Origin of the sequence: uncultured Amphritea sp. (assembly GCF_937127095.1) — a bacterium.
Taxonomy (GTDB): Bacteria; Pseudomonadota; Gammaproteobacteria; order Pseudomonadales; family Balneatricaceae; genus Amphritea.
Genome location: NZ_CAKZLP010000034.1, coordinates 13,698 through 38,654, shown reverse-complemented (window position 1 = coordinate 38,654; position 24,957 = coordinate 13,698). Strand labels below are relative to the sequence as shown.

The following is a 24,957-nucleotide window of genomic DNA, read 5'->3' as shown; positions in this document are numbered from 1 at the left end:
TACAATAGAGTTAACCGTGTGTCAGAGAGTTAGGGGTAGGCCGTGAGCGAAAACAAAACAGATCTTAAATCGATTCAGCAACAGCTGGAAACAGACGGTAAAGAGGGGCGAAAAGCTCCCCCGGTTCATCTCTGGAAACCCGACTTTTGTGGTGATCTGGATATACAGATCAAGCGGGATGGGCGCTGGATACATGAGGGTGGCGAGATCAAGCGGCCTGCTATGGTGACCCTGTTTTCGTCTATTTTATGGCGTGAAGGCGATAACTATTTTCTGGTAACACCGGTCGAGAAAGTGGGGATACAGGTTGAGGATGTGCCTTTCTTTTTTACCGCTCTTGAGGTTCGTCAGGGCGAACAGGGTCAGGAACTGGTGTTTACCTCATCAACCGATGATGTTGTCATCGCGTCCGCTGAGCACCCGCTACGGGTTGAAGCTGACTCTCAAACCGGAGAGCCGTCACCCTACCTGATGGTGCGGTATGGTATGGAAGGGCGCTTAAACCGCAATGTATTTTACCAGCTGGCTGAGATTGCAATGGAGCGAAATGGCCAGTTCGGCGTTGAGAGTTGTGGAGAGTGGTTTGATTTATAGCCGCTTGAGCATATAACCGGGATGTCACAAAGTCCCTTGTTTACAGCAGTTTCAGTCGTTACAGGATCGGCCCCGACCCACTTTGCATAGCGCGATTGGAGGATTGCTACGGAGTTAAACGGGAATCTGCGTTATTGTGTGCGAACGCGTCTTTCCATCTATCAGACTTTCAATATCTACTTTCAAGTATTCATTCTGCAGCTTATCGAAAGTAGATATCGCTTTGCCTCTGTGCTTTCTGTGCTAACCGCTTCAGAATCTACCCTAAAGCGGAGAAAACCTGGCAGCTCCTGGTTAACGTTTTTTCTGCGCATCAATTAAGACATCGCGTAAGAGTTCTTCAGCGCTGGGGTGGTAGATAGGCATCTCCAGTACCTGATCGGCGGTCATTTGGTGGGTGATGGCCAGTGCTAGTATATGTGCCAGATGCTCAGCCTGATAACCGAGCAACTCCGCCCCAAGGATGGTGCCGGTTCGTGCGTCCAGATACACTTGAATGCGCCCATCGACTTTATTCCAGACGATATGTCGCGGGCTATCAAATGTGAGTTCGCCGATGACAATCTCCTGGTCTTGTAACTGTTGATATGTCTGTCCAACGATTGCTATCTGAGGGTCAGTAAAATATATCATCAGTGGTGTTTTGCGTTTGATATCCACGGTCTTTGGGTAGTTCAGTGCATTATCAGCGGCGATGCGTCCCTCATCGTAGGCCTCATGCCAGACGGGCAGAATGTCGGTGGCATCGCCGGCAATGAAAATGGGATGGCCGGGGTAGGTCAGGGTTTCAGGGTCGAACGGCATAGTGCCGTCCGCCGAGTATTCAACGCCCGCGGCCTGAAGGTTAAGGCGATCAATATTCGGTGTCCTGCCTGCGGCTACCAGAACCCGGTCGTATACCCGGGTCACTGTTTCACCACTCGACTCCCTGTACTGAATCCACGCTCCGTCTTCATCTTTCCATGTTTTCTCCACGGCTCCGCTGGGATAGATCTCCAGTTCTTTGCTGAAGATCTGCAGGGTTTCTTTTTTCATAACCGGATGGGTTAGACTGCCGATTGAACCCGACCGTCCATAGAGTGTGGTATCAACCCCCAGTCGATGGAGTGCCTGCCCGAGTTCCAGGGCGATGACACCCAGACCAATGACCGCCACTGAGCGCGGTAGATCGGTTATCTCGAAAATGGTATCGCTGGTGAACACCCGTGAGATAATGGGTTGGAATACATCATCGATGACGGGCCTTGAGCCGCAGGCAAGAATGATTTTCTTTGCTCTGATGGATATATCCTCGCCAACCATGAGGTGACCCGGACCGATAAAGGTCGCCCGGCCTTCGATCTTGTGATGCGCCGGAATTTTCTCGACATAACTAAGGTTGCGCGCGACAAACCGATGATCCCGCTCCCGGCGCAGTCGTTCCATGACCTTCTGACCATCCACCGCTCCGGTTGTGTTAACCCCAAAAAAGTCGCTGGTTTCAATATGGTGAGCATATTCAGCAGCGGTGATCAGAAGCTTGCTTGGCATACAGCCTACACGTGCGCAGGTGGTGCCGTAAGGCCCATCCTGAATCATCACCAGACTGTCCGTTTGACGGCTTATTTTGGAGTAGGCCCCCAGGCCTGCTGTTCCTGCGCCAATGATTGCGTAGTCTACGTCGATGTGTTTCATGCCTGGTGTGCTCCATTGACCCTATTGTCACGCAATCGGTGAGAATGGGGAGTGATAAAGTAGGTAAAGGTTGTTGTTCATTGGGCGGAAAAATTCCAGCCACTCCTGTCATGTCGAATAACGGTCAATTCAGTTCTATGTTCCTTTCAGTCTGTTTCTCTTTGACTTATTTGTTCAGCTATCTGGAAACGCTAACCGTCATCGATTTCTAAGTGACCTTAACGTGATTAGAGTCATCGGTAAAACGATGAGTTCTATCTATTTTATTTAGATTTTGTAATGCAGAAACAGAATGTTGATTAGTCTCAGGCCTTAGATTTATGAGGTTATCAATCTTATTTAATACGATGCTGGGTTAGTTTTGCTAAGTGTTTCGATTAGGAAACATCGTTTTACACGGGTATGCGCTTTTCCTAAAGTGGGTTTAAAGAAATTCAAGAAAGAGACCTTATGTTATGTCTGTACATCAAGCAAAAATTAACTGGCAGCGCACACCTCACTCCTCAGATTCAGCGACTTACTCGCGTAACCATCAGGTTAGCCTGAATGGTGATCAGCAACTTCAGGTGTCAGCTTCCACGGAATTTAAGGGGGATTCGAACTGTGCAGATCCAGAGCAGATGCTGGTGAGCGCCGTGTCCAGTTGCCATATGCTGTTTTTTCTGGCGATTGCAGAGTTTCAGGGGTTCTATGTTGAGTCATATGCAGACGTTCCTGAGGGATACCTTGAAAAGAACGGCAAAGGGGGGATGGAAATTACCCGGATCGTTCTCTCCCCCAGCGTGATATTCGGAGGTGATAAACAGCCGGATCAGCAAACAATTTCTAAGATCCATACCAATGCACACAAAAATTGTTTCATCAGAAACTCTATTACGGCCACTGTTGAGATTAACCACGCTTAACTTTTGATATTTTGCGAGGCTTTATATGAGCACTAATCAGTTAAACGAAAATATTCTGCTGCGAAACGATCAGAAAGGGGCCGCTTTTCTCTCTTTAAACCGACCGGATAAATTAAATACTTTATCCGAAGCGATGCTCGCTGCACTGCAAACTGAATTAGACAGTATTGCGGCTGACCCGACTATTCAGTGCGTCGTTCTCAGCGCTGAGGGACGCGGGTTCTGTGCCGGACACGATTTGCAAGAGATGCGCAACAATCCGGAGCACAGCTATTATCAATCGCTGTTTACGCGTTGCGGTAAGGTGATGCAGAGCATCGTTAATTTGCCGGTGCCGGTTATTGCCCGGGTTGATGGTATAGCGGCCGCTGCAGGCTGTCAGTTGGTAGCCAGCTGTGATCTGGTTATCGCCGCAAGATCAGCACGATTTGCAGTGCCAGGTATCAATGTGGGGTTGTTCTGTTCAACCCCGGCAGTTGCACTGTCCCGCAATATTTCCCCTAAGCGGGCATTCGACCTGCTGGTGACTGGCGATATTATAGATGCCGATACTGCGCTGGAATGGGGCCTGATTAGCAGCGTAGTTGATAGTACGGAACTGGATAACGCGGTTGCTGAAAAAGTAGCAAAAATTCTCAGTAAGAGTCCTTCCGCTGTCCGTTTTGGTAAGTCTATGTTTAACCCTCAACGGCAGATGTCTTTGTCTGACGCGTATGAGTTTGCCGGCAATATCATGGCCGACAATATGATGACCCACGACGCAGCTGAAGGCATAGATGCTTTTCTTGCCAAGCGGGAACCAACCTGGGAAAAACCGGTTTCATAAGGACCTTAATCTCCCAGGATAGCCCGGTTGATTCTTTTGGTTTCAAAGGCTGTCCAAGAAATTTTGAATATATATTGGGCCATCAGTCAGGCTCTGTTTGCTCCAGGTGGATAGTTAACCTGAGCAGAGTCAGCTGATTAGTCATAAAAAGAGTGGAAATGTAATGACCGAGTTATGTTCTTTCAATCAAGCGATGGGCAAAACCGATGCTAATCACGTGGCTCTGTCGCCACTAAGCTTTATTAAGCGAGCCGCAGCTGTATATGCGGATAAACCCGCGGTTATCTACGACGATAAAACCTATAGCTGGCGTCAAACCTATGGGCGGTGCCGCCAGCTAGCCTCGGTATTACAGTCATTTGGTATCTCCAGGGGAGATGTCGTGTCAGTTATGCTGCCCAATATCCCGGCCATGTATGAGGCGCATTTTGGTGTACCTATGGTGGGCGCGGTGCTGAACGCAATTAATATTCGCCTCGACGCAGAAGCGATCGCCTTCATTCTTAATCACAGTCGCACGCGCCTTTTGCTGGTGGACACTGAGTATGCTGATATCATCGAAACAGCACTGTCCCTGCTCGAAGGCCCCGCACCGATTGTGATCAATGTTTCCGACCCCAGCTACGGCGAAGGGCGGTTTATTGGCGATCTTGAATATGAAGCATTATTAGCTGAGCAGCCAGACAATGCCGAGTGGGAACTACCGGCAGACGAGTGGGATGCCATTGCGCTGGGATATACCTCCGGCACAACCGGCAATCCTAAAGGCGTGGTGACACACCATCGGGGTGCCTATCTGAATGCCGTCAGCAACACGCTCTCATGGAGTCTGCCATCAAAGGTGGTTTATTTGTGGACCTTGCCTATGTTTCATTGCAATGGCTGGTGCTTCCCCTGGACGCTGGCTGCGATCGGTGGAACCAGCGTCTGCTTACGTAAAGTTGATCCGCAAAGAATTCATCAGCTCATGAGACAGCATCATGTCACCCATTACTGTGGTGCTCCAATAGTGCATTCGATGATTGCTGATGCGGCAGTCACCCAAACAACCACGATCGATCATAAGGTCTCAGGATTGATTGCAGGTGCCGCACCGCCAGCATCGGTTCTGGAGCGGATGGGACGACTTGGTTTTGAGCTGACCCATGTCTACGGACTGACTGAGACATATGGTCCTGCATCAGTATGCGTTAAGCAGGATGACTGGGCAGAACGCACACTCGAAGAGCAAGTCGTACTTAACGGTCGGCAAGGGGTGAGCTATCCTCTGCAGGAGGAGGTGATTGTTCTGGATCCGGAGACCATGCAACCGGTACCGGCCGACGGGGTAACCGTTGGTGAGATAATGTTCCGGGGCAATATTGTCATGAAAGGCTATCTTCATAACGAGAAAGCAACTGAAGAGGCATTTGCCGGTGGATGGTTCCATACCGGCGATTTAGCGATAGTGCATGCGGATGGTTATATCAAGATTACCGATCGTTCAAAAGACGTCATCATTTCGGGCGGTGAAAATATATCATCCCTGGAAGTTGAAGATATCATCCAGCGCCACCCTGAAGTAGAGCTCGCAGCGGTTGTCGCTATGTCGGATGAGAAATGGGGAGAAGTGCCTGCGGCTTTTGTGCAGTTACGTCCTGGCAGCGAGTTAAGTGAAGCCGATATGATCGAATTCTGTCGCAATAACATGAGTCGTTTCAAAGCGCCTAAGAGGATTGTTTTTGGCAGCCTGCCAACGACGTCAACTGGTAAAATCCAAAAGTTCGCTTTGCGCCAGCTACTGAGACCAGAGGCGTGTAATTAAAACGATTGAGGTTAGGGGAGTTGTTACATGGCTGTATGGAAAAATATAGATATAGATGAAATAAGCTACTATGGTTAGCTGTCTGTTATCGGGCATCTGCCGTGCCCGGTTGATGGGTATTGTTTTTTCCTAAGGGTACACGCTATGTCACGACTCCCCCCCATGATAGCCCTCTCATATTTTGAGGTTGCCAGCCGAACCAAAAGCTTCGCTAAGGCCGCTCAGGAACTTAACGTGACGCCGGCGGCAATTAGCCACCAGATTAAGGCATTAGAGGCATATCTTGGGGTAGAGTTGTTTGTTCGGCATCACCGCCGGGTCAGTTTGACACCTGCCGCACGAGCCGCCTTGCCTGAGCTGCATGAAGGTTTCAAAGTATTAGAGCAAGCCGTTGATAATATACGCCTGTTTAGTGAAGAGCGGAGCGTTGTCACGGTGTGTGCTGAACCCTTGCTCGCGACCAAATGGATCGTGCCACGGCTTCATCGCTTTTACGCGCGTTGTCCTGAAGCGGAAGTGCGCTTACAGGCCAGTCTGCATACCGTCGATAAGTGCCGTAACAGTGAATTCGAAGGTTCGCAGCTAAAGCGCGCGGGAATCGATGTGTCTGTACGACTGGGTTATGGCGATTATAAAGACCTTGATCCACAACGTTTAATGAACCTTGATTTAGTTCCAGTGTGCACGCCGGACCTTGCTGCCAGCCTTGAAAGTGTTGAGTCATTGCGTCAACAACCCCTGCTTTGGGACAGCACTCTGTCGCAGTTTAAAGATTCCTGCGGCTGGCATGAGTGGTTTCTGCAACAGGAGGTCCAAAATACTGCTCCCTTGCGTGAACTTCGATTTGGAAACGGCTTACTGACACTTGAAGCCGCCCTGTCTGGACAAGGCTTTTTGCTTGCTAGTACAGAGCTTCTGCATGCAGAGCTTGCCTCTGGCAAACTGCAAGTAGCGATCGATCGCCCGATGCACTGTGCCCAGGCTTATTATGTGGTCAGTGCGGGCGTAAATAACGAGCGGGAGATCGCCAGGCAATTTCGAGAGTGGTTATTGCATGAGGCCGGTTCATCTGCGCTCTGAACACCCCCTTAAAACTGAGTTTCAATCTGTTCGTTACGGCGGGCGGGGCTGAATTACATCTCTGCTTCTGGGCAGACCCTCTAGTCTCACATGCCGGTTCCTTTGCCAGTGCAAACTACCAATAATCGTAAAATACTGACTGAGTGAATTCAGGCAGGCCAGGGTCTGATCCGTCTAGTGTGCGGCAGGTTAAACAGGGTCCCTATCTGTGTTTGAAAATAGCTATATCGTCTTACGGATTAACTGGTAGCTCAGTCTCGCCCCCTCTTTTTTTTTAAGTTTTATCAGCGTTTATCGACGAAGATATCGACAGGTTTTCTGCCTGGATCGTGCTCTATTGCCCGCTATAGACCAAATGGACTAAAGTAAACCGAAAACAAGACCGTTTGCTCATTTTTATGCCATCTGTTTAGGCCCTTCTATCCGTGAATTACTCATATTATTTACCCTGATCAATCGATTTGAGTGCTGTGCAATTTCGCCGTATGGGACGGGATTGAACAAAATGAGGACTAGAGAATGGCTACACAACAACAAAAAGAATTTGGCTTTGGAACACAAGTACGGAAATCCCCTTACTTTGATGCAACCGTGCGCTGGGGCGCTACCGGTTTCTCGGTGTATAACCATATGTATATTCCCCGTGATTTTGGTAATCCGGAGCAGAACTTCTGGAACCTGGTCAACGACGCAATTCTGTGTGATGTGGCGGTTGAACGTCAGGTGGAGATTACCGGTCCCGATGCGGCTCAGTTTGCCCAGCTACTGACACCACGAGATCTGTCAAAGTGTGCGGTAGGGCAGTGCAAGTATGTGTTGATCACCAATGCTGATGGCGGAATTCTGAACGATCCTATCCTGCTGCGTCTTGAAGAAAACCGTTTCTGGATCTCTCTGGCAGACAGCGACATTTTGCTGTGGGCGCAGGGCGTTGCAATTAACTCGGGTCTGGATGTCACCATACGTGAACCGGATGTTTCACCGCTGCAGCTGCAGGGGCCGAAGTCGGGTGAAATTATGCAAGCTCTGTTTGGTGACAGCATTACTGATCTGAAATATTACTGGCTGCGTGAGTACGACCTGGATGGCATTCCCCTGATCGTTTCCCGAACCGGTTGGTCAAGTGAGCTGGGTTATGAGCTTTATCTGCAGGATGGCTCGAAAGGTGATGAACTATGGGAAAAGATCATGGCTGCCGGTGCACCGTTCGGTCTGAAGCCAGGTCACACGTCATCAATTCGCCGTATCGAGGGCGGTATGCTGTCGTATCATGCTGATATGGATATCAACACCAATCCATATGAGTTGGGCCTGGATCGCCTGGTTGAGCTGGATATGGAAGCAGATTTTATTGGTAAATCAGCTCTCAAGCGTATTCGTGAAGAGGGTGTGTCACGCAAGCAGGTGGGCCTGTTGATCGATAGCCCTGCATTGACAGGACCTAACACGCGTTTCTGGACGTTGGAAAAAGAGGGTGAGCAGGTGGGTAAGGTGACCTCAGCGGTGTTCTCTCCCCGTCTGGAACAAAACATTGCCCTGGCCATGGTGAGTGCAGAGTTTGCTGATCTTGGCACCACATTTGAAGTCGATATGCCAGGTGGGAAAGCAACCGCCACTGTTGTTGAAATGCCATTCTTTGATCCAAAAAAGGCAATTGCGGCGAGCTGATTTAGACAAACTGAAAGCTCAAAAATGAGCGATTCCTGCAGACTATTGTTGATGATCAGATGTTGATTTGATCCATAGCTGAGAGCAAAAAATGCTTTTAAATAGTCTGCGGATGCTCATATATAAATAACAGGGTTTCACCACCCACCAGAACATAAGGGCGATTTTATGGGGCTGTTATCTTTTCTTCACAAATCTACTGATGCCAGCACTCCGGATCAGACATCCAGCTTGCTGGAGAGCTTTCTACGCGGCTATTCGATTGAAGTAATGCCGAGCACCGCGGTTAAGGTGGAGTGTTTTCGCGATATTCTGCCGACCGGCACCCGCGTTTATATAGCTCATATCGATGGAACACCCATTGAGGAGATGGTCCATACCGCACGTCGTCTCGCGGATGAGGGTTTTCAGGTTATGCCGCATTTTCCTGCGCGTCTGATTACAGGGTATAATGAGCTCGCTGAATGGATCGCCCGGTACCGGGGCGAGGCGGGTGTTAATCAAGCGCTGCTTCTAGGCGGTGGCCTTAACACCCCGGTGGGTGAATTTAAGGATTCTATGCAGTTGCTGGAAACGGGTCTTTTCGATGGATTCAGCAATTTGCACATAGCAGGCCACCCTGAAGGGAACCGTGATATAGACCCCGATGGTTCAGACCGGATGGTGATGCAAGCAGTGAAATGGAAAAAAGCTTTCTTCGAGCGAACGGATGCGCGCGTGGCGATCACTACTCAGTTCTGCTTCGAGTCTGCTCCGGTGATTGCCTGGGCTGACAGGCTGGCAGAGGAAGGGGTTGATCTGCCTATACATATTGGCGTGGCGGGACCGGCTAAACTGCATACCCTGATAAAATATGCTTTGTCATGTGGCGTTGGACCTAGCATGCGGGTTCTGCAACGCCGGGCAAAAGATGTCGGGAAGTTGCTGTTGCCCTATGAGCCTACTGAACTATTAACCGAGCTTGCCGCTCATAAAGAACGCCATCCGGATTTCGGCGTTGAGCAGGTACATTTCTTCCCGCTGGGGGGAATTAAGAATAATGCAGTCTGGGTCTCTGATAATGGTGGCAGCGCTGGCCGACCTGCTTCAGCAGACTGAAGATTGATCCATATATATCTGTAGTTAATAAAGCCCACGACAGGGCGTGCTACAAAAAAGCAATCAAGGCGCCGCTTTACAGGTTTTCAGCCAGATTTCGTTGAGCGCTAGATGAGAAGAATAATATGACTGCACAGATCATCGAGGGTAAAAATTTCGCCGTCGCATTACGCGAAAGGGTCGCTGAGCATACAGCCTATTTGAAACAACAACACAACATCACTCCGGGTTTGGCAGTGGTGTTGGTGGGTGAGGATCCGGCATCTGAGGTTTATGTTCGCTCTAAGGGCAAGCAAACCATTGAGGCGGGTATGAACTCTTATCAGCACAAGCTGGCTGTTGATACCTCTGAAACTGAACTGCTGGCACTGATTGATCGGCTCAATACCGATCCGGATGTTCATGGCATTCTCGTCCAGTTGCCATTGCCTGATCACATTGATGAAGCGTTAGTGATTAATGCGATCGATCCCGCCAAAGATGTGGATGGATTTCATATTTCTAATGCGGGCTTGCTTGCGACAGGACAACAAGCGATGGTGCCCTGCACCCCTTTGGGATGCCTGATGATGCTGCGTGAGTATTGTGGCAACCTGTCGGGCCTGAATGCTCTAGTGATCGGGCGTTCTAATATTGTCGGCAAGCCGATGGCGCAACTGCTGTTGAGAGAGAGTTGTACTGTGACTGTGGCGCACTCGCGGACGCGAAATCTGCCTGAACTGGTGGGCAATGCCGATATTGTTGTTGCCGCGGTGGGAAGACCTCTGTTCGTTGAGGGTAAATGGATTAAGCCTGGTGCTACCGTGATCGATGTGGGAATCAATCGTATAGAGAACAGCGACGGTACTACACGACTTGTGGGGGATGTGGATTTCGACGCTGCCAAAGAGATTGCAGGAGCAATTACTCCGGTTCCTGGGGGGGTTGGCCCGATGACGATTGCGTGTTTATTGGCAAATACAGTGACCGCGTGCTGCCGAGCCAGTGCTCTCCCTGTGCCCCAAGGGCTTACGGTCTGATCATAGTCCATCATAACGGGTCATGGTCTAGCGCTGGACGCTGCCGTTTCAGCTGAGTGAGGGGCATCTGATCCATCCGGAATGAGCGCTGGTGACAGCGCTAATGTTAATCCCGCTACGTTAATTTGTCAGAGCCCCGTATCGATTTTCATCGCAGCGGGGGCGCAACATCACCTTCCTGCTATTTCTAAAGCCAGGCATCCTGGTTTCCTGTCTATCCATAGCGTCACGTATGCCTGTCCAGATCCGTTTAAAGACCGATTCTTCGGTGTGTCTGAGCATAGTCCAAACAGACTAATATGCGCTTAAAACAAGACCGTTTTTCCATTTTTATGCCATCTTTTTAGGCCCTTCTATCCGTGAATTACTCATATTATTTACCGTGATCAAACGATTTAAGTACGGTTCAATTTTGTCGTATCGGGCGGGATTGAACATTTTGAGGACTGGAAAATGGCGACACAAAAACAAGAAGAATTTGGCTTTGGCACACAGATTCGTAAATCCCCTTACTTTGATGCAACCGTGCGCTGGGGCGCTACCGGTTTCTCGGTGTATAACCATATGTATATTCCCCGTGATTTTGGTAATCCGGAGCAGAACTTCTGGAACCTGGTCAACGACGCAATTCTGTGTGATGTGGCGGTTGAACGTCAGGTAGAGATTACCGGTCCCGACGCCGCTCAGTTTGCGCAGCTACTGACACCACGAGATCTGTCAAAGTGTGCGGTAAGGCAGTGCAAGTATGTGTTGATCACCAATGCTGATGGCGGAATTCTGAACGATCCTATCCTGCTCCGCCTGGAAGAAAACCGCTTCTGGATCTCCCTGGCCGACAGCGACATTTTGCTGTGGGCGCAAGGCGTTGCGGTGAACTCCGGTCTGGATGTCACTATACGTGAACCGGATGTTTCACCGCTGCAACTGCAGGGGCCGAAGTCCGGCAAAATTATGCAGGCCCTGTTTGGCGACAGCATTACTGATCTGAAGTATTACTGGCTACGTGAATATGATCTGGACGGCATTCCCCTGATCGTATCCCGAACCGGTTGGTCAAGTGAGCTGGGTTATGAGCTTTATCTGCAGGATGGCTCGAAAGGTAATGAACTATGGGAAAAGATTATGGCAGCCGGTGCACCGTTCGGGCTTCAACCGGGTCACACCTCGTCAATTCGCCGTATCGAGGGCGGTATGCTGTCGTATCACGCCGATATGGATATCAACACGAATCCATATGAGTTGGGTCTGGATCGTCTGGTTGAGCTGGATATGGAAGCAGATTTTATTGGTAAATCAGCTCTCAAGCGTATCCGTGAAGAGGGTGTGTCACGCAAGCAGGTGGGCCTGCTGATCGATAGCCCTGCATTGACAGGACCTAACACGCGTTTCTGGACGTTGGAAAAAGAGGGTGAGCAGGTGGGTAAGGTGACCTCAGCGGTGTTCTCTCCCCGTCTGGAACAAAACATTGCCCTGGCCATGGTTAGCGCAGAGTTTGCTGACCTTGGTACCGCGTTTGATGTTGAGCTGCCGGGTGGAAAAGCAACCGCCACTGTTGTCGAAATGCCATTCTTTGACCCGAAAAAGGCAATTGCAGCGACCTGAGGCTGAAGGTTGGCCGTTGACGCACCCATTGTGGACAACGGCCCGCCGATTCCCGATTTCATCCACTGTGAGGTTTTTCTGATAGTGGATGTCGTTGGATCTCCCGGGTATCCCGGCATCGATAAATCAGCCCGCTGAAGTCGCGACACGAGAGTAGGTTGTGGAGTTGGGCATCCGCAACCGATTTCTCATGCAACATCAGTCTGGCGAAAGAAAATCTTTAAGGACCAGTAGAATGACTACTAATACAACAAATACAACAACCTATATCCTTACCGGTAGCTCCGAAACTAAACTGGGAGTGCTCGATCTGATTATTAGCAGCCTGTATCGCAACGACTGTTATGCATACGAAATGCACACGTTTGATGACGCCGATACGGGGCGCTTTTTCTTCCGGGTTGAGTTTAATTACCGGGGCAACGGTGAGTTTTCGGAAGAGAATCTACGTAACCAGCTTGCCGACAAAGCGGAGGCTTTTGAAGTCGAATGGGAGCTGCGAGACCTGGCGGTTCCTGCGAAAGTAGTCATTCTGGTATCTAAGTATGATCACTGCCTGGTGGATCTGCTGCATCGCTATAGCACCGGGGCACTGAATATCGAGATTCCGGCGATCATTTCCAACCATCCTGATCTGAAAAAACAGGCTGACTGGTACAACATCCCCTATCATCACCTACCGGTAACTGCAGACACCAAGGAGGAGCAGGAGGCGCAGATGTGGCAGATCATCCAGGAAACCGGAGCCGATCTCGTTGTGCTGGCGCGCTACATGCAAGTGCTCTCCGAGGATATGTGCAAGAAGCTGCATGGCCGGGCGATTAATATCCACCACTCGCTGCTGCCGGGCTTTAAAGGTGCCAAGCCATACCATCAGGCTTATGAAAAAGGCGTTAAGCTGGTAGGCGCCACCGCACACTACGTTAGCGAGCATCTCGATGAAGGGCCGATCATCACTCAGGGAGTAGAGCCGGTGGATCACACTTATACACCTGAACGTCTGGTAGCAAAAGGGCGTGATACCGAGCGGGTGACCCTGGCAAAGGCTATTAAGCTGCACGTAGAGGATCGCTGTTTCCTGAATGGCAACAAGACCGTTGTCTTCCCGGGACATTAACCATCGCCTCAGAGTGATCAATGAGTAACGCAGCCTGCGGATGAGTCGGCTAACCCGACGATCCGCTTTGGCTTAACCGGCATAAACGCACTGGCTTCCAACGCTTCGTTACTTAGAATAGATTTATCTTCCTTGGTGCGAGAGCATCTGCGTTTTGGCCCCACAGGGGCCTTTTTTAGTTTTGCTACACTGTCGATGCAGTACTCAGCTCAGATTAGCGAACTTTCTATTTTGGCAGCGTTTATGTGCTCACAATTTTGACATATAGCATTTGCTCTGGTTTCTGCAGGTGGGTAGACTCGACGTTTGGGATTGGGATTCATTGTGTAGTCAAAAATATGAAAAAAGTCATTTTAGATGCGCTGGATATTCGTATTCTGAGTGCCGTGCAGCAGCATGGACAGATCAGTAAATCCAGACTTTCGGAGTTGGTCAGTCTTTCGCCAACGCCATGCTGGATGCGCCTGGACAAGCTCAAAAAGGCGGGCTTCATAAAAGGCTATCGTGGCGACATTGCTATCGATAAAATTCTTGATCTGACCCGGGTTTATGTCACTGTTTCCTTGAAAGCACACAATCGGTCGAATTTTGAACGGTTTGAAAAACGCATTCAGAGCGTTGATGAGATTGTCGAGTGTAGTGCGACTGGGGGTGGTTCGGATTATGTTATGAAAGTGATTACAAAAACCCTGCATGATTTTCAAAATTTAATAGAGCAGCTCCTCGATGAAGAGATAGGCATTGATCGCTATTATATTTATGTCGTTACGCGGGAGGTTAAATCGACTTCTCTTAGCTTATCTAAACTACTGGATAATAAAACTAGCTCCAGTGATTAGTCTTGCCTGAATCTGTTATGCAGCCGGTTCTAGCAGCCAGGCTTATTCTGAATGGTCTGTTTATTCTTCTGGCATGGATACGATTTGGCAAAGATCTGTCCATAGGGACATATCAGCAGAAAACCTGCCCGAAGAGCGCTTGGCGTAATAAAGCTCACGGATGAATAACTAGTCCTGTGGACAGTGAGCAAAACAAACAATAAAAAAGCAGCCGCTTTGGGCTGCTCTTATCAATCTGAACTATACACTATATCGACAGACTCATTGATCAAAAAATCTGGCCGAATCAGATCTGTGGATGCTGCTTCAGGGTTTCGATCAGGGTTTGCATCTCGTCAAATGTACCGATGGTGATGCGTAGAAAGTTCTCGATGCCCGGTTTGCTGAAGTGCCTTACCAGCAGGTTGTTGCTGCGCAAATACTGCATCAGCTCGGCACCGCTGATTGTGTTATGGCGGGTAAAGACAAAATTGGTTTTAGACGGGATAACCCTGAAGCCGAGTTGTTCCAGCTGTGCGGTGGTCCACTCCCGGCAATCGATAATTTTCTGGTTGGTTTCATTGAAGTATTCAACATCTTCAAGGGCTGCCACCGCGCCGACAATCGCCAGACTATCCAATGGGTAGGAGTTAAAGGAGTTTTTAACCCGCTCCAGTCCTGCAATCAGATCCTTATGTCCCAATGCAAAACCGATGCGCAGGCCTGCCAGGCTGCGTGATTTTGAGAATGTCTGAATAACCAGAACGTTGTCATACCGGTTGATCAGTTCAACGGCTGAACTGCCACCAAAATCGATATAGGCTTCATCAACGATAACCAGTGATTCACTGTTTTTTTGCAACAGTGCCTCGATCTCATCCAGTGCGGTTTGCCGTCCGGTTGGTGCATTCGGATTGGCAAAGATAATACCGCCATTGGGCTGATCGTAGTCGGCAAAATCAATTTCAAAATCATCGCTCAGTGGAATCTGGCGATACTCGATAGCGTATAGATTGCAGTAGACATCGTAGAAGCTGTATGTGGTTTCAGGTAATAGTAATGGCTTGTCCTGACGGAAAAACGCCATAAACGCCAGGGCCAGTACTTCATCAGAACCGTTGCCGACAAAGATGTTGTTGTATTGCAGCTGAAAATGATCTGCCAGTGACTGTTTCAGGGCCGAAGCATCCGGGTCACAGTAGAGCCGCAGACTGTCTTTGGGATAGTTGTTAATCGCCTCAGCAACCTTGGGAGAGGGCGGATAAGGGTTTTCATTGGTATTCAGCTTAATCAGGTTATCCACCTTTGGCTGCTCACCCGGAACATAGGGGGTGAGCTGGCTGATGGCCGGGCTCCAGTATTTACTCATGATGGATCGCGTGTCGCTATATAAGGAGTTTGCAGAAAGTGAGCTGCAGGGATTGATCTGTTATTCCCGGCGTCACTGTTGGCCTTAGCATATCAAATAGCGGCTTGTTCTCGCTATACCGTTTCAGCCCGCTACAAAAAATAGGGCATAAAAAAACTGCCCGGAGGGAAGGGGTTCCTCGGGGCAGTTTCGGTCTTGCATAGCATGTTGATGTAAATATATAGAGAGTGATGTTTTGATAAAGTTCAGAAAAAAATAAATATTTTTAAAATGTTTTCAAAATGCCGTATGGGCAGTGAACGTCGCTGAACGATGAGGGATCTATAAAAAAACTGCCCGGAGGGAAGGGGTTCCTCCGGGCAGTTCGGGCTTTACATATTACGTTGATGTATAACTTTAGAGACGGCTGTTCAGGTAAAGTTCATAAAAAATTGAAAATTTTTATATTTTTTTTGGTGTATATGTAACTAACTGATTTTTATGGAGTAAATAAGTTATTTGATTATATAATATACACTCTTTTAACCTATGTAGAGTGCCATAGGCGGTTATAAGTCACGCTGTATGTAGTCAGGCGACAGAATGATTGTAACGGGCGACAAACATCGCGGTAACGCTATCCATGGTTGAGACATGGTTTATCAGCCAGCGGCACAGAGTGCTGTTCAGATAGCCCTGAAGCGATTCAATATCACTATTTTGTTGCCACCGCTGTAAGACCTGAACCAATTCAGCTAATACCCGTTCATGCTCGCCTTTATGGCATTCGTAAGCGGGGAAATCTACCCGGAGCATTTCTGCCTCTTCACGGGCAAAGTGGCTTTTGCTGTGCTCATGGATCTCTGTCAGAACCGCCTCGACCTGTTTCTCTGCGGCTATATCCCCTGTACCGGCCTGTCGGAGAAGCTGATCCAGCCTGTTAATCTGGCTGACCGCTTCTGCGTGGTCATGGTTCATGAAATCAAGCCCTACCGTAGGGATCTGCTCTGCTGTTAACAGTGTCATATAAACATCCTTTAATAATTAGGATTTCAGATAATACGCCCCCCGAGGTATTGCTCCTTGTCTAATATCAAGACGCTTTCAAATGGCCGTTGCACCTGCCGAAGTTCCCCGACTTGCATCAGCCTGAGCAGCAGCCGATACTTGAGTCAGACCTATGACCAGGTGCCGCATACAGCGCAGTTATACTGCGCTATTGCTTTCGCTGTAGATAAGCTATGCCGATAGACGATGTTCTAACGTGATAATGCTGATTTACTGCATCACAGCTACAGGCTCAGGCCTGTTATGGTGTCGTGTATGCTGGCTGATGCCAGCTGTTGTCATGTCTAGGATTTGCGATAAAACTGATGTTTTAAGATAAGCGTAAACAATGGGGAATCTGTCTGAATGCATGAGATGTCGATCTGTGAAGGGATCGTTCAGGTACTGGAAGAACAAGCGGTCAGTCAACAATATCAACGGGTTAAAACGATCTGGCTTGAGATAGGCCCGCTGGCGATGGTTGAGACGGATGCATTGCGTTTCTGTTTTGATGCGGTCACCCGCAGCACCCTTGCGGAAGGGGCCCGGTTAGAAATAATAGAGTTGCCTGGATTGGCAAGGTGTCTGCAATGCGCTAAGTCCGTTACCATAACAACACGCTATGATGCCTGTAGTGAGTGTGGCAGCTTACAGTTGCAGGTAACTCAGGGTGAAGAGCTAAGAATAAAAGAGCTAGAGGTGGAATAATCATGTGCACAGTTTGCGGTTGCAGTGAAGGCGAGGTATCGATTGAAGGGCACCATCACGGACACTCACACGACCAGCATCGCCACAGCCAGGGCTCTGACAGCGAGGCCGACAGTCATCGCGAGGTTGTAGTTGTGTCTGAGGGTGATAATCTCCATTTTGGACAGGGCCCTGCCCATGCTCATGCACCGGGTCTTAGTCAGAGCCGTATGGTTCAGATCGAGCAGGATATTCTTGGTAAAAATGATCGCTATGCGGGGCAAAACCGGCAGCGTTTTGATGCTATGAATCTATTCGCGCTGAACCTTGTTTCCAGTCCCGGCTCGGGTAAAACGACATTACTCACCGCCAGTCTTGAAAAGATCAAAGGGCGCTGTTCGGTGGCGGTCATTGAGGGTGATCAACACACCGCCAACGATGCCGAGCGGATACGTGCAACCGGGGTTCAGGCGGTTCAGGTGAATACCGGTAAAGGCTGCCATCTTGATGCGCATATGGTGGGCCATGCGCTGGAACGTTTTGATGACCTCTCCGGCGGACTGCTGTTTATTGAGAATGTTGGTAATCTGGTGTGCCCGGCCGCCTTCGATCTGGGTGAGGCTCATAAAGTGGCGATTCTTTCAGTCACCGAAGGTGAAGACAAACCCCTTAAATACCCGGATATGTTCTATGCCGCCGATCTGATGTTGCTGAATAAGATTGATCTCCTGCCTTATCTTGATTTTGATGTAGAGCAGTGCATTGCCGCGGCTAAACAGGTGAATCCTGATATCGAAGTGATAAAGGTGTCCGCCCGTTCGGGTGAGGGAATAAACGAATGGCTGGATTGGATAGAGCAACATCGGGTTGCCCGCATCCAGAGACGGATTGAGCAGCTTAATGGCCAGATCTCGCTGCTGCAGGCAATGGTGTAGTGCGGAATCAAAAGTGGCCGACGCTACACTATATGATGATGAGCTGAAAGCCTGTCCTGATGCCAGTGTCGATAAGCATTCACAAAAAGCCCTCAGCAGAGGGCTTTTTTGCGGCAGAGCTTAAGAGATAAACGTTTCGGAACTGATGCCTAACTCCGTTCTCTTAGGCTTTACCCAGTGCAGTTTTTTCTCAATTGCATCAATCATCGCTCCGGCCACGTCGATATTGGTTGCGCTCTCAATACCCTCAAGGCCTGGTGAGGAGTTAACCTCCAGCAGCAGAGGGCCTTTCTTTGAGCGGATAATGTCTACTCCGGCTACCCGTAGCCCCAGCGTCCTGGCCGCCAGAAGTGCGAGCTTTTTCTCCTCAGGGGTTATCTTTACCAGCCGGGCGCTGCCGCCCTGATGGATATTTGCGCGGAACTCGCCGGGTGCGGCAACCCGTTCAATCGACGCGACAATCTTACCGTCGATGACAAAACAACGCAGGTCTTTACCATCAGCTTCCTTAATGAACTCCTGAACCAGCAGGTTTGCTCGCAGGGATTTGATCGCATTGATGACCGACTCAGCAGCTTTACGGGTTTCAGCAAGCACTACACCGCGTCCCTGAGTCCCTTCAAGCAGCTTCACAATCAGAGGAGCACCACCCACCATCTCGATCAGATCGGTGGTGTCCATCGGTGAATTAGCGAAGCCGGTGATGGGAATATCAAGACCGCTTTTCTGTAGCAGCTGCAAAGAAAAAAGTTTATCCCGGGACTGAGTAATCGCGATTGAGCCGTTGAGGGTTGCCACCCCCAGTCCTTCAAAGTGACGGGTGAGCGCGCAGCCATAGAAGGTCATGCTCGGACGGATGCGGGGAATGATTGCGTCCAGGTCATTTAACACGGTACCACCACGATAATGTACTTCGGGCTGTTCCGCATCCAGCTTCATATAACACTGCTTGATGTTGAGGAACATCATCTCATGTCCACGTGCTTCACCGGCTTCAATAATCCTCTGGTTACTGTAAAGCTCTGGATTACTGGCTAACAAACCGATTTTCAGACCACTGGGTTTGGTTTCCCTGACATCATAAATACGTTTAGCTTCTTCAATGGTCAGGTTGCCCAGACAGAAACCGGAAGAGGGATTTACCAGAATACCTTCCATCGCTTCACGGCCAAGCAACATCCGGTAACCCATACTGTCGCGGTTAGTCAGGGTGAGCTCTATCTCCCAGATATCGCCACCCAGTTGCAGCGGTACGCGAATCACATAACGCTTCTCTGCATCGCCACTGGAACTTTTGATCGTACGCCGGTCAACAACCTTTGCTTCGCACCTCACCGTCACTTTAAGGTTTTTTTGCAGCGGGTGCATATCAAATGAGACCCAGGGAATACCATCTCGTTTAAAAGGCTGAATATTGACCGCGTGTACCGAGGAGGTTTTAGCCCCTGAATCAACACGGGCCTTGATCGCCGGAATGCTAAGGCTGGGAAAAGCACACCATTCTTCACTACCGACTACAATCATTTCGTTAAGGTTCATTTGTAAAGCCCTGGAGAAGGCGTCTACCTTCATTTGCTAAATGGGGTCGCAAATGTACTATTTTTATGTGACAGGGTGAAGGCAAAAAGAGTATGAAAAAGGCAAAAAAAAACCCTGCATAAGCAGGGCTTTAAAGGGAACTAAGTGATATTTACTTAGTTAATTTAGTGACTTCAGCCATCGCTTCTTCGCCAGCTGATTTAGCCAGTTCAGAGAAGGCTTCGCCCTGTGCTTTCAACAGTTCGAACAGAGTAGTGTTAGCTTCAACGTTGAATTTAACAACGTCTTCCGGAGTTTTCAGAGACTTAGCTTTTTCAGCTTCAGTCTTGAAGAAAGCAGCCAGGTCTTCTCCAGCTTTTTTCTGCAGCTCAACAGACTTAGTGATAGTCGCAGCTTGCATTTCCATCAGGGTTTTTACAGATTCGAAAGATTTAGTGAAATCGATAGCGTTAGTCATGGTCGTTCTCCAGTAATTTATATGCTGCAGTGCACAATAGAGTCTATTGTAGAGATCTGTGAACCGAAGTCAAATCTTTTTTTGTGCAGTGCACAAAAATATTTGATGACGTCGCTTAAGTAGTAATACGTTTCTAAAGGTACAAAAAAACCCGGTAGTTTTCACTGCCGGGCTTCTCAGAAAAGGGATAGCTTAGCTAGCCATTTTCTTAATTTCAGCCATAGTTTCTTCGCCAGACTCTTTAGCCAGAGCAGTGAAGGCTTCACCCTGTGCTTTCAGCAGTTCGTAAAGAGACTTGTTTGATTCAACGTTGAATTTTACAAACTCTTCAGGAGTCTTCAGTTCTTTAGCTTTTTCCGCTTCAGTTTTGAAGAAGTCAGCCAGCTCTTCAGCAGATTTTTTCTGCAGCTCAACGGTTTTAGTCAGAGCTGCAGTTTGCAGACCCATCAGTGCCTGAGCAGATTCAAAAGGCTTTTTAAAATCAAAAGTAGTGTTGATCATAGTAGTCTCCATAGGGTTATGGTGCGGTGCACAATAAAAACTATTCTAGTTAAAAATATCAGATCGTCAAGCGTTTTGTGCGATGCACAAAAGATATTTTATTTAGTGCAGGTTAGCAATCAAAGATGACTGTTCAGTGACAGCGGGGAAACAGGGGAGTGAAAGTTTTTTTACCGGTTGAGTCTGGCTTAATCTCAGTGACTGCAACCGGTTTGGATTGATAACAACGAGTAGCGGATGTGAAGATTATTCGCTCAGATTGAGCGCTTTTTTTAGTTGCTCTATAACCTTGGTTGAGAGACGGTTGATCCGTATTGAGTTAGTTTGCGGATCAAACTCAATTTCACTGTTGCTGTTGGGGTGACCAAGCGAGCGACGGGAAAAATCCAGTTGCCAGTTATCCATTTTAGCTTTTACCTGGGTATACGCATTAATTGTACTGGTGTGCGGCTGAAACTCCTGACTTACCTGATAACTGTCGGAATTGGCAAATTTGCTGAACGTTCCGCCTGCCTGCTGTGCTTGTTCAGGTGGCATGTGGCCCTCGAATATTTTTTCAACATCCGGCAGGTAGGCCGACTGCTTATCGTCCCGTTGACGGGAGAGATAACTGACCACATCCTCAACGATCTCATCCTGTTTTTCCTGCAGCTGGTAATGGCGGCAAAACTCTTCACTTGCTTTGATCAGGTCGGAAGTCGATTTCTTTGAGGGGACGACATCGGTGCAACCCAGGGCATTGGAAAAGTAGTGGGTAATATCACCCTTACGACGGCTGCCGATAAAACTCAGATAGCTGTCGCTACCCTCTTTATAGGTGGTGATATTGATCTTGGCGGCCTGATGTAATTTTTCCAGATCAACCTCGATCACCTTTGTCGGGTTGAGTTCCTGATCAAAGGCTACCCCGGTTTTATCGCCTACCAAACCAATTAGCAGGTAATCGAACACATCAGATGAGTAGTAGATAAAGATCACATAGCCGCCGGTTGCAGCACGGGCTGAGGGTTGCTGCAGTGATGCTGCCAATTGTGCCAGAGCCTGGTCACAGAGGGACAGAAAGGTCTGCTCATCCGGGGTGCTATCAATAAACTTTTTGAATCCGGAGATAAACGGATAGCCCTCACTGTTTTCATCATTGAAGGATCCGTGGGTCAGTGCCGCCCGTCGGCCATAGGCTGCTACCAGTGCGTTAAACAGTTGCTGCGCCATTGGGTCTGCGATATTGATGGCGCCTCCTTTATCACTGATTGTTGCAACGCTGTCGTCGGCTTCTTTAATCAGTTCACGGATAGCTAAAAATTTAAGATCCATTGCGGCAGTTTCCGGTTCTTTTAGTTCGAGAGCTGGTTGGGTAGCTCGTTCGGTGGTTAATTGCAGAGGCCGGCTAGTGTAGCGTATTGACCCGGATGGTCAAATATTCGGGGCCGTTTCCTGTTCCATCCATGTCAGAATGATTAACGCTTCGTGCCGGTCTTTACCACAGTGCTCTTCTGCAGCTTTAAATGCCTGACAGACATCGGGGTAGTCAGGATTGTTCCAGATTGTGCAGTTAAACGACTCGTCCAGATTGACGCAAGCGACCCCCGCAGGTTTGCCATCAGGCATATTGGGAATAGGGGAGCTTATGTGAGGCGCAATACAGCAGGCTCCACATCCGGGACGGCATTTCATATAGCGATATTATCCAATCAGTAAACCGCTATAATAGCGCATCTGAGCAGATAATTGCCCTCAATATAAGGTTAAATCCTATGGCGCTTAAGCCAACAATCTTTAAAGCTGAACTGCAGTTGAGTGATACCGATCGCCACTGTTACGAAACCTGTAACCTGACACTGGCACAGCATCCATCTGAAACACTTCAGCGGATGATGGTGCGGTTATTGGTGTATGCAATTAACTATCATCAGGATCTGAACTTTACCCGGGGGTTGTCCAGCACTGATGAGCCAGAGCTTTGGCAGGTGGGCCCCGATGGTCAGGTTGAACACTGGATTGAGCTGGGGCAGGCGTCTCCTGAACGGTTGCGAAAAGCGGTAAGCCGTGCACCAAAAATTTCACTTTATGCTTATGGTCGCGAGGTTGATATCTGGTGGGATAAGCAGGGTAAGGCGATAGCTGAATTGCCAAAGGTGAGTGCATGGCGTTTTCACGATAGTGATGTTGCTCAGCTGGAAAAATTTGTCAGCCGTACGATGCAGCTTTCACTGACCATCAGTGATGGTGAGCTATTTTTGAGTGATAACACCAATCATCTGAGTTTAAGGGTTTGCGCTTTGGCATGAAATTGGTTTTATAAATACGTATAAGGCTTTGATTTTAAAGTTATGTTTTTAGATTTTCGTGAGGGCCCCTGGGGTGAAGATCCGGGCCCGACTTGCAAGGGTAAGGCTCTGCTGGAAAGAACCTAGCGTCGGTTATAGAAGGGCCCGGATAATGGTCAGTGTATACTGTTTTGCTGGGGGTGCAATTTATCCAGATCAACGAGTGTTGTGAGATTACTCAAATTGGGGAATGGTTTTAAGCTTTAAATCCTTGACATAAAAAGGGGTATTGCGGGATAGTCTGAGCTGAGTAAGGCGTAGATATTCAACTTGGCTTGCCCGGCTGCTGTTTCGATTAGAAAGTTCGATTAGAAAGTTCGATTAGAAAGTTCGATTAGCCAGCCTGAGCAGACTGTTTTGTTAATCAGCTTTTCCCATCATCTCGATCATTTTCATCTCCTGTGCAGAAAATCCGGCTTTCAATCTGACTTCGTGATTGAAGGGGCCTTTCAGAGGGCCTTTCATATACTTCCACAGCAGATCAATAAAGGTCTTATCCGGATCCAGTTGGCGCTGTTGGCACTGATAGTGATACCAGCGGGTGCCTGAACTGACATGTCCGACCTCCTCATTCGCGATCATGGTGAGGATGTCGACCATCTGCTTGTCACCCAACTGGTTAAATCGCTGAATTGTTCTGGGCACCACATCCAGGGCACGGGCTTCAAACACCCGGTGCACAATTCCCATTCTTTCCAGCATATCGTCTGCGGTGTCGACCGCCATACTCCAGAGTTCGCCATGGGCTTTAAAGCTGCCATAGTCATAACCCATCTCCCGCAGCCGGCCCCGCAAAGCGACAAAGTGGTTTGCTTCCTCTCCCGCGCACTGCATCCAGTCGGCGTAAAACTCCTTTGGCATTCCCCGGTAACGGTAGACTGAATCGAGCGCCAGATTAACGGCGGTGAGTTCGATATGGGCGAGGGCATGAATCAGCGCAGCACGGCCCTCCTCTTTACCCATTTTGCGTTCATTCACCGCAGAGGGCGCGACGATCTCGGGTTTGTCCGGTTGGCCCGGCTGATTCAGTAACTCAGGTTCGTCACCGTCCAGCCACTCCAGTTGCCCCGCATTCCAGCGGCTGACGGTCTGTCGGGTTAGCTCGATCTTCTGATCGGGATCTGCGGTGAGGAATGCGTGTTTAGTGTGCGCGTAAAGGTTTTGCACTGAAAATACCGTATGACTGATAAAAGCAGCCGCAATTGTACCTTCTGCGCGCACGACAGTGGAGACAATGCCGCTATTTTTATGATCTGACGTGCCGCTTTTGGTGTTTACGCTTACCAATCGTTGTGTGAGCGTCTATGACGATCTTTTTGCTTGTCATGCCTCCGGTCATGTCGTTGATCATGTCTTTGATAGTCACGGGTAATGATGTTCCGACGGTATGAGTCTCTTGACGACTGATGTCGGTAATTCGGCTCTATGTAATAGTTATGGATATAGGCTTTAGGGTAAGCCCGCGATTGATACCCCTGCGAGCGGTAGTGGTCCCGTCGGTGGTATTTTGCTCTGTGATCGTTATCGTAACGATTAAAGAGGAGATAACTGCCGATGTGACGGTCGCTGATAAAGAGTCGCAGATCACCCGTGTCGATCGCAATTCCACCATGAATTCGTGTATTGCTATCAGCATATCCGGGTGTTGCCAGAAGCAGAGCGGGGAGGGCGAGCAGTGGCAGGCAGAGTATTTTAACCAATGATCTTTTTAAGTTGTACATAATTTCACCTCACTTGTATAACTGAATTCTAGTGAGTGAAAGCGAAACCTAAGCTGAATATTGACTGATTTCAGTGGATGATTTTTCAACTTAAAGTATTGGGATATTCAGTGCTTATTCAGAGTGTAGTTATGGATACTTATCTGGGTATCCGAAAATTACCTGGGTAGGGGGCGGAGATTTTTAGAGC

24 protein-coding genes and 1 pseudogene are annotated in these 24,957 nt (G+C 48.8%); 15 read left to right on the top strand and 10 right to left on the bottom strand.

Features of this window, described 5'->3' with window-relative positions; translation table 11 throughout:
- Positions 1-72 precede the first annotated feature (72 nt).
- Complete coding sequence (locus tag Q0499_RS08190; RefSeq protein WP_363317782.1) at positions 73-594, top strand: DUF1285 domain-containing protein; 522 nt, start codon at positions 73-75, stop codon at positions 592-594.
- 294 nt (positions 595-888) lie between these two features.
- Here the strand turns inward: Q0499_RS08190 and Q0499_RS08185 are convergent, their stop codons facing one another.
- Positions 889-2,268, bottom strand: a complete 1,380-nt coding sequence (locus Q0499_RS08185) for a dihydrolipoyl dehydrogenase (protein WP_299198113.1) — start codon at positions 2,266-2,268, stop codon at positions 889-891.
- 455 nt (positions 2,269-2,723) lie between these two features.
- Between Q0499_RS08185 and Q0499_RS08180 the strand changes: the two genes are divergently transcribed.
- The 10 genes from Q0499_RS08180 (at position 2,724) to Q0499_RS08135 (ending at position 14,226) form a co-directional block, all read left to right on the top strand.
- Entirely contained in the window at positions 2,724-3,173 is a 450-nt protein-coding gene (locus Q0499_RS08180) for an OsmC family protein (RefSeq protein WP_299198111.1), read from the top strand.
- A gap of 25 nt (positions 3,174-3,198) precedes the next feature.
- The gene (locus Q0499_RS08175) at positions 3,199-3,999 is read left to right on the top strand and encodes an enoyl-CoA hydratase (protein WP_299198109.1); all 801 of its coding nucleotides are present in this window, start codon (positions 3,199-3,201) and stop codon (positions 3,997-3,999) included.
- Positions 4,000-4,162: 163 nt separating this feature from the next.
- The gene (locus Q0499_RS08170) at positions 4,163-5,803 is read left to right on the top strand and encodes an acyl-CoA synthetase (RefSeq protein WP_299198108.1); all 1,641 of its coding nucleotides are present in this window, start codon (positions 4,163-4,165) and stop codon (positions 5,801-5,803) included.
- Between the two features lie 144 nt (positions 5,804-5,947).
- Positions 5,948-6,883, top strand: coding sequence for a LysR family transcriptional regulator (locus Q0499_RS08165; protein ID WP_299198107.1), 936 nt, complete (start codon positions 5,948-5,950; stop codon positions 6,881-6,883).
- 519 nt (positions 6,884-7,402) lie between these two features.
- Entirely contained in the window at positions 7,403-8,551 is a 1,149-nt protein-coding gene (locus Q0499_RS08160; RefSeq protein ID WP_299198105.1) for a glycine cleavage T C-terminal barrel domain-containing protein, read from the top strand.
- 168 nt (positions 8,552-8,719) lie between these two features.
- Positions 8,720-9,649: a methylenetetrahydrofolate reductase gene (locus tag Q0499_RS08155; RefSeq protein ID WP_299198103.1), complete on the top strand. Its 930-nt coding sequence runs from the start codon at positions 8,720-8,722 to the stop codon at positions 9,647-9,649.
- A gap of 125 nt (positions 9,650-9,774) precedes the next feature.
- Positions 9,775-10,668 carry a bifunctional methylenetetrahydrofolate dehydrogenase/methenyltetrahydrofolate cyclohydrolase FolD gene (gene folD / locus Q0499_RS08150; protein ID WP_299198101.1) on the top strand — a complete coding sequence of 298 codons (894 nt, stop codon included), beginning with the start codon at positions 9,775-9,777 and terminating at the stop codon, positions 10,666-10,668.
- Positions 10,669-11,121: 453 nt separating this feature from the next.
- The gene (locus tag Q0499_RS08145; protein WP_299198099.1) at positions 11,122-12,270 is read left to right on the top strand and encodes a glycine cleavage T C-terminal barrel domain-containing protein; all 1,149 of its coding nucleotides are present in this window, start codon (positions 11,122-11,124) and stop codon (positions 12,268-12,270) included.
- 235 nt (positions 12,271-12,505) lie between these two features.
- Complete coding sequence (gene purU, locus Q0499_RS08140) at positions 12,506-13,387, top strand: formyltetrahydrofolate deformylase (protein ID WP_299198097.1); 882 nt, start codon at positions 12,506-12,508, stop codon at positions 13,385-13,387.
- A gap of 338 nt (positions 13,388-13,725) precedes the next feature.
- On the top strand, positions 13,726-14,226 hold the full coding sequence (locus tag Q0499_RS08135; protein ID WP_299198095.1) for an Lrp/AsnC family transcriptional regulator: 501 nt from the start codon (positions 13,726-13,728) through the stop codon (positions 14,224-14,226).
- A 286-nt stretch (positions 14,227-14,512) separates the two neighbouring features.
- On the opposite strand, the gene hisC is transcribed toward Q0499_RS08135, so the two are convergent.
- Positions 14,513-15,574 carry a histidinol-phosphate transaminase gene (gene hisC, locus Q0499_RS08130; RefSeq protein WP_299198093.1) on the bottom strand — a complete coding sequence of 354 codons (1,062 nt, stop codon included), beginning with the start codon at positions 15,572-15,574 and terminating at the stop codon, positions 14,513-14,515.
- Positions 15,575-16,144: 570 nt separating this feature from the next.
- A complete protein-coding gene (locus tag Q0499_RS08125) occupies positions 16,145-16,579 on the bottom strand; it encodes a hemerythrin family protein (protein WP_299198091.1) in 435 nt (144 codons plus the stop codon).
- A gap of 387 nt (positions 16,580-16,966) precedes the next feature.
- Here Q0499_RS08125 and hypA point away from each other — a divergent pair, with 387 nt between their 5' ends.
- Entirely contained in the window at positions 16,967-17,308 is a 342-nt protein-coding gene (gene hypA, locus Q0499_RS08120; protein ID WP_299198089.1) for a hydrogenase maturation nickel metallochaperone HypA, read from the top strand.
- 2 nt (positions 17,309-17,310) lie between these two features.
- Entirely contained in the window at positions 17,311-18,222 is a 912-nt protein-coding gene (gene hypB, locus Q0499_RS08115) for a hydrogenase nickel incorporation protein HypB (protein WP_299198087.1), read from the top strand.
- A 120-nt stretch (positions 18,223-18,342) separates the two neighbouring features.
- Here the strand turns inward: hypB and rimK are convergent, their stop codons facing one another.
- The 6 genes and pseudogenes from rimK to Q0499_RS08085 form a co-directional block, all read right to left on the bottom strand.
- Entirely contained in the window at positions 18,343-19,275 is a 933-nt protein-coding gene (rimK, locus tag Q0499_RS08110) for a 30S ribosomal protein S6--L-glutamate ligase (protein ID WP_299198162.1), read from the bottom strand.
- A gap of 81 nt (positions 19,276-19,356) precedes the next feature.
- Positions 19,357-19,746 (bottom strand): annotated as a pseudogene (locus tag Q0499_RS08105) (ATP-dependent zinc protease); the annotation flags it as partial.
- A gap of 166 nt (positions 19,747-19,912) precedes the next feature.
- Positions 19,913-20,218, bottom strand: a complete 306-nt coding sequence (locus Q0499_RS08100) for a hypothetical protein (RefSeq protein ID WP_299198085.1) — start codon at positions 20,216-20,218, stop codon at positions 19,913-19,915.
- Positions 20,219-20,410: 192 nt separating this feature from the next.
- Entirely contained in the window at positions 20,411-20,719 is a 309-nt protein-coding gene (locus Q0499_RS08095; RefSeq protein WP_299198083.1) for a hypothetical protein, read from the bottom strand.
- A gap of 246 nt (positions 20,720-20,965) precedes the next feature.
- Positions 20,966-22,033 (bottom strand): nucleoid-associated protein, encoded by a 1,068-nt coding sequence (locus Q0499_RS08090; RefSeq protein ID WP_299198081.1) that lies wholly within the window; start codon positions 22,031-22,033, stop codon positions 20,966-20,968.
- 99 nt (positions 22,034-22,132) lie between these two features.
- A complete protein-coding gene (locus Q0499_RS08085) occupies positions 22,133-22,393 on the bottom strand; it encodes a YkgJ family cysteine cluster protein (RefSeq protein WP_299198079.1) in 261 nt (86 codons plus the stop codon).
- An 80-nt stretch (positions 22,394-22,473) separates the two neighbouring features.
- Here Q0499_RS08085 and Q0499_RS08080 point away from each other — a divergent pair, with 80 nt between their 5' ends.
- Complete coding sequence (locus Q0499_RS08080; RefSeq protein WP_299198075.1) at positions 22,474-23,007, top strand: YaeQ family protein; 534 nt, start codon at positions 22,474-22,476, stop codon at positions 23,005-23,007.
- Between the two features lie 399 nt (positions 23,008-23,406).
- On the opposite strand, the gene Q0499_RS08075 is transcribed toward Q0499_RS08080, so the two are convergent.
- A complete protein-coding gene (locus tag Q0499_RS08075; RefSeq protein ID WP_299198073.1) occupies positions 23,407-24,213 on the bottom strand; it encodes a ferritin-like domain-containing protein in 807 nt (268 codons plus the stop codon).
- 347 nt (positions 24,214-24,560) lie between these two features.
- Here Q0499_RS08075 and Q0499_RS08070 point away from each other — a divergent pair, with 347 nt between their 5' ends.
- Positions 24,561-24,749: a hypothetical protein gene (locus tag Q0499_RS08070; protein WP_299198072.1), complete on the top strand. Its 189-nt coding sequence runs from the start codon at positions 24,561-24,563 to the stop codon at positions 24,747-24,749.
- Positions 24,750-24,957 lie beyond the last annotated feature (208 nt).

Bases quoted from the DNA above. Each gene is read 5' to 3' on its own strand.
- Q0499_RS08100 (WP_299198085.1), bottom strand. From the start codon at position 20,218: ATGACTAACGCTATCGATTTCACTAAATCTTTCGAATCTGTAAAAACC.
- Q0499_RS08175 (WP_299198109.1), top strand. From the start codon at position 3,199: ATGAGCACTAATCAGTTAAACGAAAATATTCTGCTGCGAAACGATCAG.
- hisC (WP_299198093.1), bottom strand. From the start codon at position 15,574: ATGAGTAAATACTGGAGCCCGGCCATCAGCCAGCTCACCCCCTATGTT.
- Q0499_RS08090 (WP_299198081.1), bottom strand. From the start codon at position 22,033: ATGGATCTTAAATTTTTAGCTATCCGTGAACTGATTAAAGAAGCCGAC.
- Q0499_RS08145 (WP_299198099.1), top strand. From the start codon at position 11,122: ATGGCGACACAAAAACAAGAAGAATTTGGCTTTGGCACACAGATTCGT.
- folD (WP_299198101.1), top strand. From the start codon at position 9,775: ATGACTGCACAGATCATCGAGGGTAAAAATTTCGCCGTCGCATTACGC.
- Q0499_RS08180 (WP_299198111.1), top strand. From the start codon at position 2,724: ATGTCTGTACATCAAGCAAAAATTAACTGGCAGCGCACACCTCACTCC.
- hypB (WP_299198087.1), top strand. From the start codon at position 17,311: ATGTGCACAGTTTGCGGTTGCAGTGAAGGCGAGGTATCGATTGAAGGG.
- Q0499_RS08135 (WP_299198095.1), top strand. From the start codon at position 13,726: ATGAAAAAAGTCATTTTAGATGCGCTGGATATTCGTATTCTGAGTGCC.
- Q0499_RS08095 (WP_299198083.1), bottom strand. From the start codon at position 20,719: ATGATCAACACTACTTTTGATTTTAAAAAGCCTTTTGAATCTGCTCAG.
- Q0499_RS08085 (WP_299198079.1), bottom strand. From the start codon at position 22,393: ATGAAATGCCGTCCCGGATGTGGAGCCTGCTGTATTGCGCCTCACATA.
- Q0499_RS08160 (WP_299198105.1), top strand. From the start codon at position 7,403: ATGGCTACACAACAACAAAAAGAATTTGGCTTTGGAACACAAGTACGG.
- Q0499_RS08155 (WP_299198103.1), top strand. From the start codon at position 8,720: ATGGGGCTGTTATCTTTTCTTCACAAATCTACTGATGCCAGCACTCCG.
- Q0499_RS08125 (WP_299198091.1), bottom strand. From the start codon at position 16,579: ATGACACTGTTAACAGCAGAGCAGATCCCTACGGTAGGGCTTGATTTC.
- Q0499_RS08185 (WP_299198113.1), bottom strand. From the start codon at position 2,268: ATGAAACACATCGACGTAGACTACGCAATCATTGGCGCAGGAACAGCA.
- purU (WP_299198097.1), top strand. From the start codon at position 12,506: ATGACTACTAATACAACAAATACAACAACCTATATCCTTACCGGTAGC.
- Q0499_RS08165 (WP_299198107.1), top strand. From the start codon at position 5,948: ATGTCACGACTCCCCCCCATGATAGCCCTCTCATATTTTGAGGTTGCC.
- Q0499_RS08170 (WP_299198108.1), top strand. From the start codon at position 4,163: ATGACCGAGTTATGTTCTTTCAATCAAGCGATGGGCAAAACCGATGCT.
- Q0499_RS08080 (WP_299198075.1), top strand. From the start codon at position 22,474: ATGGCGCTTAAGCCAACAATCTTTAAAGCTGAACTGCAGTTGAGTGAT.
- hypA (WP_299198089.1), top strand. From the start codon at position 16,967: ATGCATGAGATGTCGATCTGTGAAGGGATCGTTCAGGTACTGGAAGAA.